Annotated in this window: 15 protein-coding genes; 5 read left to right on the top strand and 10 right to left on the bottom strand. The window is 53.8% G+C overall.

Features of this window, described 5'->3' with window-relative positions; translation table 11 throughout:
* Positions 1–12: 12 nt before the first annotated feature.
* From ACP7EG_RS18365 to hsdR, 3 genes are read right to left on the bottom strand one after another with little or no spacing between them, the layout of a single operon-like run.
* On the bottom strand, positions 13–1,779 hold the full coding sequence (locus ACP7EG_RS18365) for a restriction endonuclease subunit S (protein ID WP_426088774.1): 1,767 nt from the start codon (positions 1,777–1,779) through the stop codon (positions 13–15).
* Positions 1,776–3,251 (bottom strand): N-6 DNA methylase, encoded by a 1,476-nt coding sequence (locus tag ACP7EG_RS18360; protein WP_426088773.1) that lies wholly within the window; start codon positions 3,249–3,251, stop codon positions 1,776–1,778. The genes ACP7EG_RS18365 and ACP7EG_RS18360 overlap by 4 nt, the downstream gene beginning before the upstream one ends.
* A 29-nt stretch (positions 3,252–3,280) precedes the next feature.
* On the bottom strand, positions 3,281–5,671 hold the full coding sequence (hsdR, locus tag ACP7EG_RS18355; RefSeq protein ID WP_426088772.1) for an EcoAI/FtnUII family type I restriction enzme subunit R: 2,391 nt from the start codon (positions 5,669–5,671) through the stop codon (positions 3,281–3,283).
* 1,097 nt (positions 5,672–6,768) lie between these two features.
* Between hsdR and ACP7EG_RS18350 the strand changes: the two genes are divergently transcribed.
* From ACP7EG_RS18350 to ACP7EG_RS18340, 3 genes are all read left to right on the top strand, one after another.
* Positions 6,769–9,954, top strand: coding sequence for a metallophosphoesterase (locus ACP7EG_RS18350; protein WP_426088771.1), 3,186 nt, complete (start codon positions 6,769–6,771; stop codon positions 9,952–9,954).
* A gap of 390 nt (positions 9,955–10,344) precedes the next feature.
* Complete coding sequence (locus tag ACP7EG_RS18345) at positions 10,345–10,731, top strand: BPSL0067 family protein (protein WP_426088770.1); 387 nt, start codon at positions 10,345–10,347, stop codon at positions 10,729–10,731.
* A 10-nt stretch (positions 10,732–10,741) separates the two neighbouring features.
* Positions 10,742–11,176, top strand: a complete 435-nt coding sequence (locus ACP7EG_RS18340; RefSeq protein WP_426088769.1) for an STY0301 family protein — start codon at positions 10,742–10,744, stop codon at positions 11,174–11,176.
* A gap of 12 nt (positions 11,177–11,188) precedes the next feature.
* On the opposite strand, the gene ACP7EG_RS18335 is transcribed toward ACP7EG_RS18340, so the two are convergent.
* Entirely contained in the window at positions 11,189–11,611 is a 423-nt protein-coding gene (locus ACP7EG_RS18335; protein WP_426088829.1) for a type II toxin-antitoxin system HicB family antitoxin, read from the bottom strand.
* A gap of 248 nt (positions 11,612–11,859) precedes the next feature.
* The gene (locus tag ACP7EG_RS18330; protein WP_099760425.1) at positions 11,860–13,440 is read right to left on the bottom strand and encodes an isocitrate lyase; all 1,581 of its coding nucleotides are present in this window, start codon (positions 13,438–13,440) and stop codon (positions 11,860–11,862) included.
* A gap of 376 nt (positions 13,441–13,816) precedes the next feature.
* On the opposite strand from ACP7EG_RS18330, the gene ACP7EG_RS18325 reads away from it, so the two are divergent.
* On the top strand, positions 13,817–14,239 hold the full coding sequence (locus ACP7EG_RS18325; RefSeq protein ID WP_426088768.1) for an SMI1/KNR4 family protein: 423 nt from the start codon (positions 13,817–13,819) through the stop codon (positions 14,237–14,239).
* 151 nt (positions 14,240–14,390) lie between these two features.
* Here the strand turns inward: ACP7EG_RS18325 and ACP7EG_RS18320 are convergent, their stop codons facing one another.
* Both ACP7EG_RS18320 and ACP7EG_RS18315 read right to left on the bottom strand, forming a co-directional pair.
* On the bottom strand, positions 14,391–14,984 hold the full coding sequence (locus ACP7EG_RS18320; protein ID WP_426088767.1) for a cysteine hydrolase family protein: 594 nt from the start codon (positions 14,982–14,984) through the stop codon (positions 14,391–14,393).
* A gap of 83 nt (positions 14,985–15,067) precedes the next feature.
* A complete protein-coding gene (locus ACP7EG_RS18315; protein WP_071079147.1) occupies positions 15,068–16,372 on the bottom strand; it encodes an MFS transporter in 1,305 nt (434 codons plus the stop codon).
* Between the two features lie 152 nt (positions 16,373–16,524).
* Here ACP7EG_RS18315 and ACP7EG_RS18310 point away from each other — a divergent pair, with 152 nt between their 5' ends.
* Positions 16,525–17,241: an SDR family oxidoreductase gene (locus tag ACP7EG_RS18310; protein WP_426088766.1), complete on the top strand. Its 717-nt coding sequence runs from the start codon at positions 16,525–16,527 to the stop codon at positions 17,239–17,241.
* Between the two features lie 3 nt (positions 17,242–17,244).
* On the opposite strand, the gene ACP7EG_RS18305 is transcribed toward ACP7EG_RS18310, so the two are convergent.
* The 3 genes from ACP7EG_RS18305 to ACP7EG_RS18295 are packed head-to-tail and all read right to left on the bottom strand — an operon-like array spanning position 17,245 to position 18,860.
* Complete coding sequence (locus ACP7EG_RS18305; protein ID WP_426088765.1) at positions 17,245–17,763, bottom strand: hypothetical protein; 519 nt, start codon at positions 17,761–17,763, stop codon at positions 17,245–17,247.
* Between the two features lie 29 nt (positions 17,764–17,792).
* Positions 17,793–18,314, bottom strand: a complete 522-nt coding sequence (locus tag ACP7EG_RS18300) for a DUF1993 domain-containing protein (RefSeq protein ID WP_426088764.1) — start codon at positions 18,312–18,314, stop codon at positions 17,793–17,795.
* A 51-nt stretch (positions 18,315–18,365) separates the two neighbouring features.
* The gene (locus ACP7EG_RS18295) at positions 18,366–18,860 is read right to left on the bottom strand and encodes a hypothetical protein (RefSeq protein ID WP_426088763.1); all 495 of its coding nucleotides are present in this window, start codon (positions 18,858–18,860) and stop codon (positions 18,366–18,368) included.
* Positions 18,861–19,091: the final 231 nt, after the last annotated feature.

Raw genomic sequence — 19,091 nt, 5'->3', positions numbered from 1 at the left:
CCTTTTCTTCGATCACGCGACGGCTTGCGCCACTATCACGTCGGCCAGCTTGCGCTGCAAAGCGCCTGCGTCGGCGATGCGCTTTTTCATCCGGTCACACAGCGCCATCAATTCATCGACTTTGGCGACGATGCGTTCCTGTTCTAATAGAGGAGGTACTGGAATTGGTAGGCTATTTGATACTGATAAATATAAACACGGTTGTGCATTTTTCTTCACTCCGCCCCAGATATACTCTTGCAAGGTGGGGCTGCGCAGTCCTAACGCGAGATATTTAACTTTTATCAATAAAGGTTTAATCAAAGTCACGCTTCTTACTATCACCATATCCTGATGATCATCGATAATTGTAAGCCGACCAATCGTTGCTCCCACAGAAACTATCAAAATATCATTAGGTTCTGGCCTACATCTATTCCAACACTTAGTTGCAATATCCAAAGGAACATAATCTGTAACGCTGTAATCCATATTTCCATCTCGTACATTTTTTGCCGTCACCAGTGGTATTTGGGTGGCATCTATAGTTCGCTCGGGAGTTAAATGTTCTCCATCGGTGATTTGTTTGGCGCAATTGATCATACGCGTCCACTCCCACCCCTGCGGCAGCTCAAACGGCTTATCATTTCCCGGTATTGTCGCCAGCGGTTTGTCCTTCTTGATATGGCCTTCAAAAACCAGCTTGGCCTTTTCAACCTGTATGCGCTCAAGCAATGCGCTAGCCGGTTCGTCGCTGGGGTCTTGTGGCACCAGCTTGCCCATCACCGCCAGTTGAAGCAGCGTTTGCTTCAACGCGTCAATGCTGGCTTCGGTCGTGAACAGCATATCGAAATGCGCAGCAATGCGCTGCCAGCTTGCGCTGAAATCAGCACTGTCTTTCGATCCGGTCAGCGTGGCCAAAAGGTGGCTGACGAGCGTTTCGTGGGCATCGACGGCATCGACGTGACCGGCTTCCAGTTGGTCGCACAGCGCCATGAGTTCATCGATTTTGGCGACGATGCGGTGTTGCTCTGCGAGCGGCGGTAGCGGGAATGGATTTGACTCGACAAATTCTTTTGGCAGTCGCTTCTGCCCCGCAGTACCGGTCATTCTTGTCTCTCCAACCAATAAAAATTGTGGAGACTTCAAATAAGCCAAGACATATCGTGGTGCAAGAGTGGAATTGATTGGGCGTATAATGTGCAACTCGGTCGTCCCTGCGCCAATTTTGTTCTGCAGCCCAGAAAAAACACATGCCTTACTATTTTCAAAACATGGCGTTATTTTTGCGATCCCAATATCACCTTCTGCAAAATGAGTAAATGCTTGCTTTACTTCTTTCCAAAGTCGGATATCTTGGTCATGCGATGAATTAAATCTCGCACCAATCATTGTCATCGGCACAAACGATACAGTGGAATTATCGTTTGCAATATTTCTAGGGTTTACTTGGGATATGGTGGCGAGAGTCGACCACTCCCACCCCTGTGGCAATTCAAACGGTCTCTCATCATCCGTTATCGCAGCCAGCGGCTTGTCTTTCTTTATCTTTCCATCAAGAACCAGTCTGGCCTTCTCTTCCCGTATGCGCGCCAGCAATGCGTTGGCCGGCTCGTCGTCTGAGTCTTGCGGAACCAGCTTGCCACGTACAGCCAGCTCCAGTATCAGTTCGCGCAGTTTCTTGATGCCGTACACGGTGCCGGCGCTGCCGGAAGCTCGACCGCGTCCCGTTTTCTTGGCCGTGTCGGCGCCGGTCCACAAGCCGATGTTCTCGGTCAACAGCCGCTGGATCGGGTTCATGCCGGCTCACCGCGTTGCAGTGCTTCGGCCAGTACGTCTTTCAATGTTGTGCGTAGCGCGGCGATGTCGGCTTGCATCGCGCTGTACTGGGCCAGCAACAGGTCCGGGTCATGGATCTCCTGTTCGCCGATGTGCGGATTCTTGCAGTCGAGGTTGTAGTTGCGTGCCTTAATGTCAGCTACGCTGATTTTCCACGCCTGTTCGTTCTCAACGCGGCTGGCAAAGCCATCGGCTTCATTGCCCCACCATGCGGCTTCGACGTCGAATTCTTCGATGCGCATCGGCTTGGTCTTGTTGTAGCTTTTCACGCCCGGCGGGTATGGGTGTTCGTAGAACCAGATATCGGTCGTCGGCGTACCCTTGCTGAAAAATAGCAGATTGGTCTTGATGCCGGTGTAAGGCGCGAACACGCCATTAGGCAGGCGCACGATGGTGTGCAGATTGCATTCTTCGAGCAGCTTTTCCTTGATGCGGGTCTTGATGCCTTCGCCGAACAGGAAGCCATCCGGCAGCACCAGTGCCGCCCGTCCGCCGTTTTTGAGCATTTGCATGATCAGCACCAGGAACAGGTCGGCCGTCTCGCGGGTGCGGAAAGTCGCGGGGAAGTTGGTTTCGATGCCGTCTTCTTCCATGCCGCCGAATGGTGGATTAGTGACGACGACATCGACGCGCTCCTTTGGCCCCCAGCTGATCAGCGGGCGCGCCAAGGTGTTGTCGTGGCGGATATTGCTGGGGACGTCAATGCCATGCAAGATCATGTTGGTGGTGCACAGCAAATGCGGCATCGGCTTTTTTTCGATACCGAATATGGCCGCTTGCAGTTGCGCTTCGTCATCGACTGTTTTGACGTCATGCTTGCGGATGTGCTCGATGGAGCAAGTCAGGAAGCCGCCGGTGCCGCAAGCCGGGTCCATCACTTTTTCACCGAGGCGCGGGTTGACCATGCGTACCATGAATTCTGTCACGGCGCGCGGTGTGTAGAACTCGCCGGCATTGCCCGCTGCCTGCAGATCGCGCAGCAATTGCTCGTACATGTCGCCAAACAAGTGGCGCTCCTGCGCCTTGTTGAAGTCGATGCCTTCCTGGATCTTGTTGATCACTTGCCGGATCAATTGGCCCGACTTCATGTAATTGTAGGCATCCTCGAATACCGAACGGACCACATGAGCGCGCTGGTCGTTGCCCTTGGCTTGAAGTTGTTGCAGGTTCGGAAACAGCTCATTGTCGAGAAACTGCTTCAACTCGTCGCCCGTCATGCCCTCGGCATCGGCTGCCCAGTTGCGCCAGCGATATCGCTCCGGCAATGGCGACTTGTAATTATCTTGCAGCAACTCCCACTCGCTTTCGCGGTCATCAAAGATTTTCAGGAACAACATCCAGACCAGCTGGCTCAGGCGCTGCGCGTCACCATCGACGCCGACATCCTTGCGCATGGTGTCCTGGATCGATTTGATGGTGGAAGAAATACTCATAATTCGTGATGCTTTTCTATTAGGTTGTTTCAGGCATAGAGCCGGGTTTTTAATTCATCGAGGGCGGCAATGTAGCCTGTCTTGCCGCCGAAGGCTGACACCAGTTCGCTGGCCGTGCCCATGTTCTTGAACGGGTCCAGCGTCAATATCTTGATGTCTTCGATATTCCTGATGCCGGTGTCGGCATATTTTTCCAGCAACGTTTCGAGAACGCGGCGCGCCTGTTCACCGTAATTGGCGAAGTAATTGCGTTTTTTAACGTTGTCGGCACGCTCGCGGCGGGTCAGCGGCGGCTGGTCGAAAGCGACGTGGCAGATCAGATCAAAGGCGTCGAAATCCTTGCCCACTTCGTCAGCCAGTGCCTCGAAAAACACACCGTGCTGCTCCAGTTCAGCCAGGATGGCAGCCTTGCGCTCGCTGCCCGTCCAACGCAGCAGGAATTGGTCAAGCGAGGCATAATCCCTGAGCACCGTGTTTCGTGTGTAATCCTTCAGAGATTCAGTAATCAGCTTGCCTTCTGGCCCGTAATACTGGATGCGTTCGGCAACGACATATACCGTCACATCGCCGAGCACGTATTTTACACGCCCGGGACCGGGGCGGTCACCACCCAGGCCGTCACCCTCACCGCCCAAGTCGCCGCTGTCATCGCCAAGCGGATCACCGGCTGGAATGGGATTACCGTCCTCGTCGAAGATGATTTCTGGCACTTCGTCTGGCGGCACCGGCGATTCGTCGCCTTTCGGCGCATAAATCATGACCGGGTCGCCATCGAACGCCGGGTCGGCAAACAACTCGGTCGCTTTTTTGAAATCCATGATGGTGAACCAGTATTTGTCGTAGTCCTCATTGATGCGAGTGCCGCGTCCGATGATCTGCTTGAACTCGGTAATCGACTTGATGTGCTGGTCGAGGACAATCAACTTGCAGGTCTGCGCATCCACACCCGTCGTCATGAGCTTGGACGTGGTGGCAATCACCGGGTAAGGCTCTTCCGGGTTGATGAAGTTGTCCAGCTCAGCCTTTCCCTCCTGCTCATCCCCGGTAATGCGCATCACATACTTACGGTTTTGCAACACGCGTTCGGGATTCAGATTGACCAGCGCCTGGCGCATGCGCTCGGCATGGTCGATATCATCGCAAAACACGATGGTCTTGGCATAGGGGTCGGTAGCGACCAAAAATTCGGTGATCTTCCTGGCGACCAGCTCAGTGCGCTTTTCCAGCACCAGCGTGCGGTCCATGTCGATCTGGTTGTACACGCGGTCTTCAATCAGCTGCCCGGTCTTGTCTGTCTGGCCCTTGCTGGGACGCCAGCCTTGCACGTCCTTATCGATGTCGATACGCACGACCTTGTATGGCGCCAGGAAGCCGTCTTCGATACCTTGCTTGAGTGTGTAGGTATAGACCGGATCGCCAAAGTAATAGATGCTGGAAACGTCCTTTGTTTCCTTCGGCGTGGCGGTCAAACCAACATGCGTGGCGAAAGAAAAATATGCCAGAATTTCGCGCCATGCGGAGTCTTCCGCAGCACTGCCGCGATGGCATTCATCGATCACTATCAGGTCGAAAAACTCGGGCGAAAACTGCTTGTAGATATCCTGCTCGTCATCGCTGCCGGTGACCGCCTGGTACAGCGAAAGATAGATTTCATAGCTGGGGTCGATCTTGCGCTTGCTGATCTTGGTCATCTTGCTACCGAACGGCTTGAAATCGTTGTTCTTGGCCTGATCCACCAAAATGTTTCGGTCAGCCAGGAACAGGATGCGTTTCTTTGCGCCGGATTTCCACAGGCGCCAGATAATCTGGAATGCGGTATAGGTCTTGCCGGTACCTGTCGCCATCACCAGTAAGATACGCTGCTGGCCCCTGGCAACAGCCTCCACCGTGTTATTAATCGCATTGGCCTGATAGTAGCGGGGCGCGCGACCAGATCCATTGTCGTGGTATGGCATCTCGACGACATGGCGAGCCGCCTCAGTTTCCAGCCCCTTCCACTGGCAATAGCGCTGCCACAGTTGATCTGACGACGGAAAGGCATCCAGCGCCAGTTCTTGTTCGATTTTTCCAGGCAGCCCGGTACGGTCGTGCATCAAGAAGGCATCGCCGTTAGAACTGAACACAAATGGCGCACCCAGAGTTTCGGCATAATTCAATGCCTGCTGCATGCCAGCGCCCACGCTGTGGCTGTTGTCCTTCGCTTCGATCACTGCGAGCGCAATGTTTGGCTTGTAATACAGCACGTAATCGGCGAACTTGCGCTCACCACGGGTGTGTAGTTTGCCTCGCACGATGACGCGGCCTTTGGTGAAAAACACTTCTTCCCGAATCTGGCTGTGCAAATCCCAGCCCGCGCCAGTAACGGCAGGCGTGATGTACTTGGTGCAGATGTCGCGTTCCGAAAGCAGTTTCTTATCCATGGTGGCCTCATTCATCATTTCATTGCCCGCACCCGGACTTGGCGCCTGTAGCCGGGTTGTGGGGAGTTCGTACAAGGGCATGCGCACCGGTCAAGCCACCAACATCATTTGCGGAACAGGTCGCTGCGCCTTGCATAGTGCGTGCAAGCAACACTCTAACAGGCAGTTGAATGATTGCCAATTTTTTGAGTCTGAGGTGCGGCTGATATTGCTCATCGCCATTTTTCGTGGCAAGCGTTAGGGTACGTGTAAGCAATCGTGCTTGCAGATCAAGCTGGCGCCGTAATCCTTTATATTCTTGGTGGCCCGGGGCGGAATTGAACCACCGACACAAGGATCTTCAATCCTTAGCTCGAATGGGTATTTTTTGTTACATTAATTTATAGTGCAGGTATGCAACTTTTTGGTAAGGGCATCGTTGGGGGGATTCTTCAGTCTACCATCCGTCGAAATCAGCCACCTATGCGCGCTGCCAGTAATGATTCGAATCCCCCTCTCCGCCAAAGACGAAAAAGAAAAAGCTACCCTCGGGTAGCTTTTTTTTTCGTCTGTACGCGGAGAGAAGCAAGCCCCCTGCGGGGCGTGCGCGGGGGATTCGAAGGGGCGGGCCTACCGGCCCGGCCCTCTCCGAATCCACTGATTGCTGCCGCTGCGCGGCAGCCCTGCGCGCCGTAGGCGCGCGTTCGTGGTTCTAATCAGGTTTCGATTGAGCGAGCTTCTACGGCGCCCAATACATCAGTCCGTGTCCGAATAGCGGACCTGACCCCGGCATGCTGTGACCCCGGCATGCTGACTGCTGCCGCTGCGCGGCAGCTCCGCGCGCCTGCGGCGCGCGTTCGTGGTTCTAATTAGGTTTCGACTGAGCAAGCTTCTACGACGCCCAATGCATCAGTCCGTGTCCAAATGGCGGACCTGACCCCGGCTCTGTGACCCCGGCTCTGCAACTTCTAAGGAATGGGTGCAAATTGTCTCTGCGTATCAGCGCAGATAGCGCGATGTGAAGTTACAACATCTGCTGCAAAAATATTTAAGACGTAAGAGTTACTTCCGAAAAATATTGATCAATGTCACAATGGGATTTCCGTTTCGAGGTAACTATGAAAATTGCGCTACTGCATCTCAGTGACATCCATATTCAGCATGTTTCTTGCCCTATTCTTACCCGAGCTGAAAAAATTTGCGCAACAGTCAATACGTTATTGCCTGACGTACGAGGGGTGCTTATAACCGTGACTGGTGACATTGCTTTTTCCGGAACAAAAGAGGAATATGTATTGGCGAAGAAATTTTTTGATGCTCTAATTACGTGCATTAAATCTCGCGTTGCTGATGATGTGGTTGTCTATATGGTAGTTGTTCCAGGGAATCATGATGGCGAATTCAAACATTCGTCGGGAGCACGAAAAGGGTTAATTGAGACCGTTATTGCGAATCAAGAAATCGATGATAGTGTTATTGAGGTAATATCAGCACCACAAAAAAATTACTTCGATTTTGAGAATTCTTTACCTAATGAATTCAATAAATTTTCTGATCCGTTATGGAAACAACATTCAATAAAAATTGATGATAAAATAATTTCCATAAGCGCAATAAATGTTAGCTGGATGTCGCAAGTTCCAGAGGAGCCTGGAAAGCTGGTTTTTCCAGTGGATAGATACGCCGATCAAGCCAAAGCCAAAGCCGATGTTCGAATAGCTCTTATACATCACCCGTTAAACTGGTATTCGCAAGCAACTTATCACCCTCTTCGAGCACTCTGCCGGTCACAGTACGAAATTGTAATGTCGGGACATGAACACACGAGTAGTGCTACTTTATCTAAAGAATTGGATATTGGTGAGAACCTGATGCTTGAGTGTGGAGCTTTATGGCCCCATAAGAGCGGCGATTCGGAGTTTTGCGTGATAACTCTTGATCTTTCAACCCAAGAATTTGCGAAAGTAAAATTCATTTGGAAGGATAATTGTTATATGCCAAGCCAAGGTGAAGCAGTTTGGGATTCATTTAATCCACTTCCAAAGAAGAAAAATGAGCTTTTTGCAATCGACGCTGAATTTAGAAGGCGGCTTGAAGATGTTGGAGCAACATTTACTCATCCTAATAAAGAAAAATTAGTTCTTTCTGATATCTATGTTTATCCAGAATTAACTAAAATTGATCCTGTTGACGATACTACAGAAATCGTAAGCGGAAAAATTTTTGCAACCGACATATTGAAAATAGGAAAAGCAGTTCTTCGTGGAGATGATCAATTTGGAAAATCTGCGTTACTTCACACGCTTTATCAAAATTATTTGAATATTGGATATGTTCCTTTGCTTGTTAATGGGAAAGATATTGGAAATACAAATGATGAGCAATTTCAGAGAAAATTGATTGCTGCCGTAGAGAACCAGTATGGAAAAAAATCAATAAATACCTATGGTCAGTTAGATAAAGAATCGAAAATACTTTTAGTAGATGATCTTGACCGCGCTGGTTTGCATCCCGATGCGATTGCCCGAGCCTTAAATTCAATATCACGACATTTTAGTTATTCTGTAGTGACCGTTAGCGAACGCTTTGATATGGCAGAAGCCACCTCTTCAAAAACGGTAGAAGCTGCGCAATCATTTCATCATTATCGGTTTAGTGGGTTCGGATTTAAGCTGAGAAGTGAACTAATTGCTCGCTGGTTATCTGTCGGCCAAGCCTTGACTGAATCAGAGTTGCAAGCACTTTGTCATGCGTCTGAACAAACTATCGATACTGTAATAGGAAAAGGTCTGGTTCCTACCACTGCTTTTAATGTACTAATTTTACTTCAGTCGATGGAGGCAGGTTCAAAGGGGACTCTAGCGAACGCTGGAATGGCACAATATTACGAGTTTCTCATTCGCCGAAGCCTTTTTCAAGCAAAGCTTAGGGCAGAACAATTTGATGAGATTTTTAGTTACATTTCTTATCTTGCTTGGCATTTTACAAAGCTTCGAGTTAAGAGCTTAGATGCCACAGACTTGATAAGCTTTAACGAGTATTTTTCCAATCATGTATTGGAAACTGAATTTTCCAGTAGAATGGATTTTTTAGTTAAATGCAGAATTCTAACTGTAATGGGTAATACATATTCTTTTAGATATCACTATATAAAATACTTTTTTTCTGCAAAATATATTGCCGACCATGTCGATGATGAAGTGGATCTTAAGGATTACGTAATTCATGCCTGTAATCATTTATATCTTCGTGAAAATGCCAACACAATTCTTTTTCTTTCTCATCATGCTCCAAATAAATGGATAATCCGTGAGATTGAGAAAACTCTAAAAAAAATATTGGAAGGTATTTCTCCTCTCAATATAGTTTCTGATACTAAGGTACTAAATGGTTGGGTGACAAAAACTGCTCAGTTAATTGTGGATACGACAAATATAAAAAATAATCGTGATAAGCAGCGCGTTGCTGCTGACAAGGCAGCAAGTAGGGTGGAAGTAGAACAAAAATCTGAGTTGAACTCAATCTCTGATCTTGACTTTGCATCGCAAATAAACCTGCTTTTTAAAACGGGTGAAATACTTGGTCAGATATTGAAAAACAGATATGGTTCTCTTGATAAAACCTTTAAGCAAGATCTAATGAAGGAACTTTTCGATGGGCCATTAAGAGGTATAAATTACTTTCTTCAGGTAGTTAACGAAGATCCCGCTGCTTTATTGGAAGATTTGAGCTCGAAATTCCTGGAGCGCTCACCATCGTTACTCAAGGAAGATGCAGACCGTTTAGCCCAGCGACTAATTTTTTCTTCAATTGGATCTATGGCGGATAGTCTTATTGCGCGCCAAGGGGAAATTATCGGTGCCCCAACGCTTAAAGCAACGACTGATTATGTAAGTAAAAATTCAGAGAATGTTACGTATAAGCTTGTCGCGATAGCTGCTCAGCTTAGTTATCCAGGTGATCCGCCTTTCGGAGCCGTTGAAGAATACGCTGAAAAATTGAAGGACAACGTGTTTGGCTATCGCCTTTTGCAGGGAATAGTTAGCAGGCACCTCTATATGTTTTCTTTGCCATATGATCAAAGGCAACGACTTGCGGATGCTGCAGGAGTCGGTGTGCGCCAACAAAATTCGATAGCGTTTAGATCGGCAGATGTTAAAAAAGTTTCTGGTCGAACTCATCAACCTCAACATGCACGAAGCCTGCTTGGTAAGTTACAACACTCTTTTCTACTTAGGAATAAAAGTGCGACTGATGTTGTAATTTCCAAGTTTTCCAAGAAAAAACAGTCACAAGAGGATTGACTTTTTTTGAGATCACAGCGGACGCTGGGGTTAGGTCCGCCATTTATACACGATCTCAGCCTTGGCCATCTCAATCTGCACCGATGCAGGCACTCATGTGGCAGCCGCAGGGTCAGGCAGCCGCAGGGTCACGTCTGCCATTCGAACACGACCTCAGCTATTTATCTAATGCTTTACCTAGCAATATTTACTTAATCTTGTTTCCTGCCGCGTTATTCAGATGCCATTTCCGCATAAAGTTGTGTCACTTTGAAGGACGAGCCTGTCTCAGAGCTTGTTGACCCCTCACACGAAATAGCCGACTCCCCCTTCAAATCTTGCGGCTCCTCAATCTCCGCACAGTTTCCCGCATGTATCGTAAGCCTCTCCCACCAACCCCGGAGAACCCCCATGTCCTACGCCTACACCAAAGTCACCGACCTGGAAAAAACCACCATGGTCGGCAATCATCAATGCGTTGCGCTGGTCCGCTACTACGCGGGTGCGCCGGCCACGTTGGCCTGGAAGCAGGGGGAAGCAGTGCTGGGAAATCGCTTGCTGCGCAAAGGCACGGCCATTGCCACGTTTATCAACGGCAAGTATGCGAATCATCAACAAGGCAATCACGCAGCCCTGTATATGGGACAGACGCTGGACGGGATCATTGTCATGGATCAGTGGTCGGGCAAGCGCCTGGGCATCGTGACTTCGCGCACCTTGCGTGCCAAAGGCCAGTACAAGAATGGCTTGCATATCGACCCCAGCAACAATGCCGATGCTTTTTTCGTCATCGAATAGGGGAGCATCCATGCAACCTAAACCTTTGTTGACCGGCGTCGCCTGCTGTATTTTCCCGGTGCTCGCGCAGGCAGCCATGGCCGCCTCATATGCTTGCCCGGAAAGCGTGCCAGCAACATCAATCAAACTGGATGCCGTGCCGGACGGCTGGACGCCGTATATCGGCAGTCCGCTCTACCTGAGTGCCGCAGCGCCGATCGATGGCGCACCGGAGCGCAGGGGGCAGCTGGTGCCCAGCGGGGAGCGCAAGAAGAAAGGGCAAACGACGCTCAGCTACCGTCTGGAAGGCCGCTATCCAGATGGCAAGTGGCTGCAATGCAGCTATGGCGTGCATGGAGAAGTAACACTGTCGAGGCGAATGGACGATAGTGTCAGCCTGTGCGAATTTACCTACAGAAAGGGCAGCAAGGCTGGGCAGAACGAGATCGATATCGATTGCCGTTAAGTCATTTTGGCATCACCGCGCTCCACCACTCTTGGCTTCGGCCTCGATCAAGCCGAGCGCCGCACGCGACAGCAGGCCGCTGCGCGTCTCGTGCCGCACCGCCGCATAGCGGTCGATCTTGCTGAGCACAAAGCTTGGCATGCTGATGTTGATGCGTTCGGGCTTGCTATCGAGTTTTTCAAGGTCGAGTTGGACCAGTGCCCAGATGCCACCCGCATGCTCAGGATAGTCCTGCAGGGCTTCGATCTTGCTTTGCGTGATATCCAAGGGCTCGCCCAGTTCCAGCAATGTCTCGATGTGACTGGTGATGGCTGCCCAGACGTTGTTGAGCGCGTCTTCCACGCTATCGCCCCACGAGTGGACGCCTTTGATATCGGGGACGTTCACACCGTACACGCTAGCCTCATCTTTGAAAATGACAACGGGGATATACAGGGCCGCTCCCTGTGATTGAGCTGAGCGTGTATTTCAGGCCAGTCGCTGCGCTGCAAGGGTTCAAACGCAATAAAGATAGCGGAAGCGTTTTTTGCACTCAATAAGCAACCCCACCAAGCCGCGCCTGCGGCTGTGCATGTCGGCTTACGCGGTCCGCTAGGCCGACCTACGAAATTGCCGCCTGCCCGCAGCGCAAACGCAAAAAACCCGCCGAAGCGGGTTTTTCACTCTACAGCCAAACCAAAAGCTTAGAACTGGTTCATGGTGTTGTCTTTACCAGCTGCCTTCAATGCAGCTTCGCCGCTGAAGTAATCCTTGTGATCGTCGCCGATGTCCGAGCCGGACATGTTTTGATGTTTCACGCAGGCGATGCCCTGGCGGATTTCCTTGCGCTGCACGCCGGCAACGTAGCCCAGCATGCCCTGGTCGCCGAAGTATTCCTTGGCCAGGTTGTCGGTCGACAAGGCGGCCGTGTGGTAAGTAGGCAGGGTGATCAGGTGATGGAAGATGCCGGCTTCGCGGGCCGAGTCGGCCTGGAAGGTGCGGATTTTCTCGTCGGCCGTGATCGCCAATTCCGTCTGATCGTATTCCACGCTCATCAGCTGGGCGCGTTCGTAGGCGGACACGTCCTTGCCGTCGGCCTTCATGATGTCATACACCTGCTGGCGGAAGTTCAGGGTCCAGTTGAACGATGGGCTGTTGTTGTACACCAGCTTGGCGTTCGGGATGACCTTGCGGATTTCGCTGACCATGCCGCCGATTTGCGCGATATGCGGTTTTTCCGTTTCGATCCACAGCAGGTCGGCGCCGTTTTGCAGCGAGGTGATGCAATCGAGGACGCAACGCTCTTCGCCGGAACCGGCGCGGAACTGGAACAGGTTGCTTGGCAGGCGTTTTGGACGCAGCAGCTTGCCTTCGCGCTTGAGGATGACGTCGCCATTGCCCAGCGCGTCGGCCGACACTTCTTCGCAGTCGAGGAAGGAATTGTATTGGTCGCCCAGGTCGCCTGGTTCATTGGTGACGGCGATCTGCTTGGTCAGGCCGGCGCCCAGCGAATCGGTGCGGGCAACGATGATGCCGTCGTCCACGCCCAGTTCCAGGAAGGCGTAGCGGATGGCGCGGATCTTGGCCAGGAAGTCTTCGTGCGGTACCGTGACTTTACCGTCCTGGTGGCCGCATTGTTTCTCGTCCGATACCTGGTTTTCGATCTGGATGCAGCAGGCGCCCGCTTCGATGAACTGTTTCGCCAGCAGGTAGGTCGCTTCGGCATTGCCGAAACCGGCATCGATGTCGGCGATGATGGGCACGACGTGGGTGATGTGGCCGTCGATCTTGGCCTGGATCGCTTGCTTCTCAGCACCTTGGGCAGCGTCCAGCTGGCGGAACAGGCCACCCAGTTCGCGGGCATCGGCCTGGCGCAGGAAGGTGTAGAGTTCGCGGATCAAGCTGGTGACGGCGGTTTTTTCATGCATCGACTGGTCTGGCAGCGGGCCGAACTCGGAGCGCAGGGCGGCGACCATCCAGCCGGACAGGTAGAGGTAGCGGCGGTCGGTGCTGTTGAAGTGCTTCTTGATCGAGATCATCTTCTGTTGACCGATGAAACCGTGCCAGCAACCGAGCGACTGGGTGTACTTGGATGGGTCCGCATCGTAGGCAGCCATGTCGTTGCGCATGATCTTGGCCGTGTAGCGGGCGATGTCCAGGCCAGTCTTGAACTTGTTCTGGGCGCGCATGCGGGCGGCGGACTCGGGATTGATGGCGTTCCAGGCGCTGCCTTGTTGCTCTTTCAAACCAGCAACAGCTTTGATGTCGTCTTGATATTGGGACATGTGAATCTCCTAAAAAGAAAAGCTATGTTTGAGAAAATCGCCGAGTGCGCCACAACGTCTTGTCGAAGCAAACTGCATGACTAAATAGTAGGCCGATTCGCGCCAATGTTCAAGTCTTATATAAGACATATAACTTAAATTAAGTCTTTGTTTTTCAATGGCTTAATTATGATTTTTCAGGATGTGAAATGAATTTTCAAAAAGTGAGAGCATCAATGGCTGAGTCCGCTGTTTGAAATTTCGCGATGTGAAACGCCTTTTCAGAATTTGGTGCAGCGCGACATATCGGGGCGAAAAAAACCACCCGAAGGTGGCGTAGAAGCAATTTTGTTTTAATATCATGATCCGATTGTGAAAGGTAAAGTCAGCAATGCAGATGAACGGTATGGATTTACCCGTCGAGTATGTTGCTTTTGCAGCAAGATATCGGGATGCGGAAGGATTTTGTAATTTGAGACTGAAAGAAGAGCTCGATTCTTTCGGTGGCGTCTTGCAGACGGAACTGGCTCAAATCTATACGCATGTCGTCGAATTGACTGCCCAGACAGCGAAGCTTGGCGCGTGTTTCGTCGACGATGGCTGCTATGGAGAGCCTGGAAGTGTCAGTGCCGGCCCGGGAGCCATTCCGGACATCGTTGATTTTACAGAAATCATTTGTTTCGGCATGGCCGGTGACGGGAGTCAATTCTGTTTTGATTTCAGGGGCGCTCGGAGCGCGCCCTCTGTCATCTTATGGGACGATGATTACTGGCGAAAGATTTCAAACTCCTTTGAAGACTTCCTGTTTCTATTTTCTTGATAGCTTGCCGGGGCAGCTGCTGATGTGAAACGCCTTTTCAGACTGTGGTGCGGCGCGACATATTGTGGCGCTGGCTTGTATGCCTGCTGGCAATGTGTGGAGGACCGTGCGGGGTGCTTTTTCAGCGCAGATGTCGTATGCCGGCCACAGCTTAGCGGACAAGGTGGGGCGCTGGCGCAGGGCAAGGGCGGGACAGTGCGTCAATCACGTCCGCCGTTGCCACCACTTGCGCATACTCGCCATGCAAATTGGCCAGCGCCATCGCATGCACCTCGTCCGCCGTCCTTGGCGTGCCCGCATAATCGACTTGAGCAAACGCAAAGCACGCATCGGCGACGACTTGCGTGGCAAAGCCCAGATTGCCCGCCGTGCGCGCGCTTGACTCCACGGAATTGTTGGTGCTGACGCCCACGATGACCAGCTTGCTGATGCTGCGTACGCGCAACCAGCGTTCCAGTCCCGAGTGGATGAAGGCATCCGGCACATTTTTCTCCACAACATGCTCTTCCGGTAAAGGTGCCAGCGCTGCCTGAAATTCCACACCGGGTTGGCCGGGCCAGAAGGCCGAGCCTGGCGTTCTGGAAATGTGGCGCACATGTACGACGGTGGCGTCCGCTGCGCGCCAGGCTTGCAGCAGGGTGGCGATCTGGTGTTCCGCGCCGGGATTGTTGCGGCTTCCGGCAGTGGGGCTGGCCATGCCTTGTTGCATGTCGATGATGATGAGTGCGGGATGGTGGGCATGCATGTTGGTAGCTTGGGAGGGGGGCAGGCGCACTTGGCGCCTGCCTGGGGAAACAGTGCTGCAGTGATTGCCGCAGGGGCGCGAATCTAGCGTCCCACGGTCTGCCGCTGGTCCTTGATGAACAGGGCCGTCAGCATGCCCACCACGCACACGCCGATCACATAATAGGCGGGGCCCAGCACGTTGTTTTTCAGCATCAGGGTCACGACCACGGGCGTCAGGCCGCCGAAAATCGCGTACGACAAGTTGTAGGAAAACGACAGTCCCGAGAAGCGCACCTGCGCCGGGAACGCTTGCACCAGCACGTAGGGCACGGCGCCGACGACGCCGACGAACAGGCCCGTCATGGCGTACAGGGGCAGCAGCAGGTCGGGGCGGCTGCCGACGGTGGTGTAGAAGATGTACGTGGAAATGGCCAGCAGCACGGAGCCGACGAAGATCACGCGCTTGCCGCCCAGGCGGTCGGCCAGCATGCCGGCGATGATGCAGCCGAAGGCCAGGCACAGGGTGGCGACGGTATTGGCCACCAGAGTGGTGCGCGGCGCGATGTGGTGGATCTTTTGCAGCAGGGCAGGCGTCATCAAAATGACGACGACGATGCCGGCCGACAGCATCCAGGTCAGCAGCATCGACACGGCGACGGCGCCGCGGTGGCTGCGCAGCACGGATTTCAAGGGCATTTCCGTGGACAGCGCCTTGCGCTGCTGCATTTCCGCAAAGACGGGGGTTTCATGCAGCCAGCGGCGCAGATACATGGCGCCAAAGCCGAAGAGGCCGCCCAGCAAGAACGGATAGCGCCAGGCGCCATCGGTGATTTCTGCCGGCGTGTAGACGGTGTTGAGGCCCGTCGCCACGAGCGAACCCAACAAAATACCGACAGTCAGGCCGGCCGTCAGCACGCCGCAGGCAAAGCCCGTGAAACGGCTGGGCACGTGTTCGGACACAAACACCCAGGCGCCCGGCACTTCGCCGCCCACGGCCGCACCCTGGAAGACGCGCATCAGGAGCAGCAGCAGCGGTGCAGCCAGGCCGATGGTGGCGTAGGTCGGCAGCAGGCCGATCAGCAGGGTCGGCACGGCCATCATCAGGATGGAGAGGGTGAACATGCGCTTGCGGCCCAGCAAGTCGCCGAAGTGGGCCATGACGATGCCGCCCAGCGGACGCACCACGTAGCCGGCGGCGAAGATGCCGAAGGTTTGCAGCAAGCGCAGCCATTCCGGCATTTCCGGCGGGAAGAACAGCTGGCCGATGGCGTTGGCAAAGAAGACGAAAATGATGAAATCGTAGAATTCCAGCGCGCCACCTAGGGCGGCCAGCGACAGGGTCTTGTAGTCTTGTTTGGTGAGGGGACGGCTTGCGGCGTTGATTGCGGCGGTGTTGGAAGTAGGCATGTGTCTCGTTCTTGTGTGTTATCGGAGATTGCCAGACCTAGCATACGCATTTCCGCCGCGTGAGTAAATGCGGCGCGTATGGGGAGCAGCCTCAGCTGCGCTTAATACAACGCCGCTATCATCAGCGTTGACTTCATTGGAAAGGACACACAATGCACATCATGATCGTGGGCGCCAGCCGGGGCCTGGGACGCGCGCTGGTGGACGGTTTGCTCGCTGACGGACATACCGTCATCGGCGTATCGCGCCAGCAACCCGCCGACTTGCCTGCTGGCCAGGGCACACAGCTGCAATGGATCGCGGCGGACCTGGCCGCACCCGCCGAGGCCGTCGAATGCATCGCGCGTGTAGCGCCGGCCGTGCTGGACGCGGTGATCTACAACCTGGGCGTGTGGGAAGAAAAGGCCTTCAGCGATGACTACGCTTTTCTCGGCGATGCGGACGAGGCCATCGTCGACATGGTCAATACCAACATCACGGCGACGATATTGCTGCTCAAGCGCCTGGTGCCGCGCTTGCTGGCCAGCAGCAAGCCGCAGCTGATACTCACGGGGTCGACGTCTGGCCTGCGCCAGAGCGGCCGCCCGGAAGTGACGTTCAGCGCCTCGAAATTCGCCTTGAACGGCATCGCCGATGCCTTGCGCGAAGGTTTCCGCGCACAGGGACTGGCCGTGACGGCGTTGCAGCTGGGCTATCTGAATACCTATGATGGCTTGTCCGTGCCGCTGGCGGACGCTGCCGCGCGGGGCGAGGGCGAGCTGATCCCCGTGCATGACGTCGTTGCCGTCGTGCGCATGCTGTTGAGCCTGTCGAATGCCTCGTTCGTGCGCGAACTGGTGCTGCCGGCACTGCGCGACGAGCGTTTCTGACTGTTACGCGTCCGCGCCGTAGACCTCGGACCAGCCGAGACGCTCTTCCAGCCACTCGTCCACCTCCGAGCTATCCATGTGCAGCAGGGCAGCGCCCAGCCGTAGCTTGCCATTGGCAAGGGCCAGCACGGCGAACACGGATTCCAGCATGACGGGATCGAACTGGCCTTGCAGGTCGCGCGCGGCGATGGCGGGCAGCTGCGCCCAGGCATCATGGTAGCTGCCGGCCAGCCACTCCGGCAGCGGCGGATTGTGCTTGCGGTGGCGCTCCAGCTCGATCAGGGCGATGAGCGCATAAAAATCTTCCTCGCGCGACGCTGCGTTGCCCAGCATGTGGACGAGCTGGGGCACGGCCGCATACGAGGCGATGCCCACGTCGCCCTGGTGGTGCAGCTCTTCCCACAGCTCATGCCAGACGTCTTCGCCCGCCTGCATGGCCTTGAGCGCTGCGGCCACGTCGTAGGGCATGCGGTAGCCGCCTTCCAGGGTGGGCCAGATGGGATCGTCGAGTGCTAACAGCATGGGTTTTCTTCCTTCACATATACAAGTAGTTATGCCTGGCGCGCATACGCAAACATATGCTGCACATACTCGGCCTTGCCGAGCGGCACGCCGTTATGGCGCAGGATGTTGTAGGCCGTCACCAGGTGAAAATAGAATTGCGGCGTGGCCCAGTTGAGCGCGTATTCCTGGCCTGTCATGTCGAAGCTCAGGCCGCCGGCCAGGGTGATCGATACTTGCTGTTGCGCGCTGTCATCGACCGCTGCGCGATCCGCCGCAGCGAGCATTGCCAGGGTGTCCTCGATCAGCGCCTTGGCTTGCCGCATGTCGGTGGGCGTGGCGAGCCGGGGCAGCGCTTTCTGCGTCAGCAGGCACACGGCTTCCTGTGCCTGCGTGCACGTAAATTCCACCTGGCGCGCCAGGGTGTGCATGTCGGGCGCCAGGCGTGATACGAGCAGGTTTTGCGGATCGAAGCCCAGCGCCTGGGCGTGTTCTTCGCCTTTATTTAACAGCGTCGTCAGGGAGCGCAGCATCTGTGCAAAGCAGGGGATGGTAATGGCGTAGACCGACATGGATAGTCCTCATGTAGTTAAATGGACAGGGAGTGGAAAGGCCGGTAGCCCCTACGGATGCCCCAGCACGCCAGGGCAATGCTCGAGCCAGCCGTCATCTTCTTCCTGTGCAATAAAAGCCGCGATCAGCGCTTGATGCGCGGGTGGCGCGGCAGCCAGCAGGGTGTTGACGCAGGTGATGGCCGAGGCGTGGGGTGTGCCGGCGCCGTTGGCGATGCCGACGAGAAACTCGCCTGCCCAGTCGGGCAGGGTGGCGATCAGGCGCGGCAGTTCCTGCAGCAGCGCAGCGCAATACGCCATTTCGCCGAAGCGCCAGGCGGCGCGGTTGGCCGTCTGGTAGGCGCCGTAATCGTGCCCGGCCTGCACGGATTGCACAATGGCCAGCGCATAGTGCGCGCCTTCCGTGCCCGTCAGCGCATCGAGCATGGCGCAGTAGCGCTGGAAACGCCGCTGGGCTTCATCGGGCGGCGTGGAGGTATCGTCATCCTGGACGATGTTGCCCACAATTAAAAGTTCGGCTTTCCAGCGTTCGAATGAGGGTGGCATGGAATGAATGAAATGATCGCGATGGGCTGTCATTATGACTTGTGTGTCCATATTTTACTCACAGTAATAGATTTCTTTTCGGCGAAAAGGAATCATCCTTGTTCTTCTATTTCTTGATTTTACTGGCGGCGGTAACTCATCGTTACAAATGAAAGTTGGTCGATGGTTGCAATGTGATTGTTTTTCTTTGCTTGAAATGAATAATAAGAATGCGGCGCTGGAATTAAGATA

Origin of the sequence: Janthinobacterium sp. PSPC1-1 (genome assembly GCF_049897625.1) — a bacterium.
Lineage (GTDB): Bacteria > Pseudomonadota > Gammaproteobacteria > Burkholderiales > Burkholderiaceae_D > Janthinobacterium > Janthinobacterium tructae.
Note: the sequence above shows the minus strand (reverse complement) of the source record. Positions and strands in the feature narration are given on the sequence as shown.

Bases quoted from the DNA above. Each gene is read 5' to 3' on its own strand.
- ACP7EG_RS18365 (WP_426088774.1), bottom strand. From the start codon at position 1,779: ATGAACCCGATCCAGCGGCTGTTGACCGAGAACATCGGCTTGTGGACC.
- ACP7EG_RS18360 (WP_426088773.1), bottom strand. From the start codon at position 3,251: ATGAGTATTTCTTCCACCATCAAATCGATCCAGGACACCATGCGCAAG.
- hsdR (WP_426088772.1), bottom strand. From the start codon at position 5,671: ATGGATAAGAAACTGCTTTCGGAACGCGACATCTGCACCAAGTACATC.
- ACP7EG_RS18350 (WP_426088771.1), top strand. From the start codon at position 6,769: ATGAAAATTGCGCTACTGCATCTCAGTGACATCCATATTCAGCATGTT.
- ACP7EG_RS18345 (WP_426088770.1), top strand. From the start codon at position 10,345: ATGTCCTACGCCTACACCAAAGTCACCGACCTGGAAAAAACCACCATG.
- ACP7EG_RS18340 (WP_426088769.1), top strand. From the start codon at position 10,742: ATGCAACCTAAACCTTTGTTGACCGGCGTCGCCTGCTGTATTTTCCCG.
- ACP7EG_RS18330 (WP_099760425.1), bottom strand. From the start codon at position 13,440: ATGTCCCAATATCAAGACGACATCAAAGCTGTTGCTGGTTTGAAAGAG.
- ACP7EG_RS18325 (WP_426088768.1), top strand. From the start codon at position 13,817: ATGAACGGTATGGATTTACCCGTCGAGTATGTTGCTTTTGCAGCAAGA.
- ACP7EG_RS18320 (WP_426088767.1), bottom strand. From the start codon at position 14,984: ATGCATGCCCACCATCCCGCACTCATCATCATCGACATGCAACAAGGC.
- ACP7EG_RS18315 (WP_071079147.1), bottom strand. From the start codon at position 16,372: ATGCCTACTTCCAACACCGCCGCAATCAACGCCGCAAGCCGTCCCCTC.
- ACP7EG_RS18310 (WP_426088766.1), top strand. From the start codon at position 16,525: ATGCACATCATGATCGTGGGCGCCAGCCGGGGCCTGGGACGCGCGCTG.
- ACP7EG_RS18305 (WP_426088765.1), bottom strand. From the start codon at position 17,763: ATGCTGTTAGCACTCGACGATCCCATCTGGCCCACCCTGGAAGGCGGC.
- ACP7EG_RS18300 (WP_426088764.1), bottom strand. From the start codon at position 18,314: ATGTCGGTCTACGCCATTACCATCCCCTGCTTTGCACAGATGCTGCGC.
- ACP7EG_RS18295 (WP_426088763.1), bottom strand. From the start codon at position 18,860: ATGCCACCCTCATTCGAACGCTGGAAAGCCGAACTTTTAATTGTGGGC.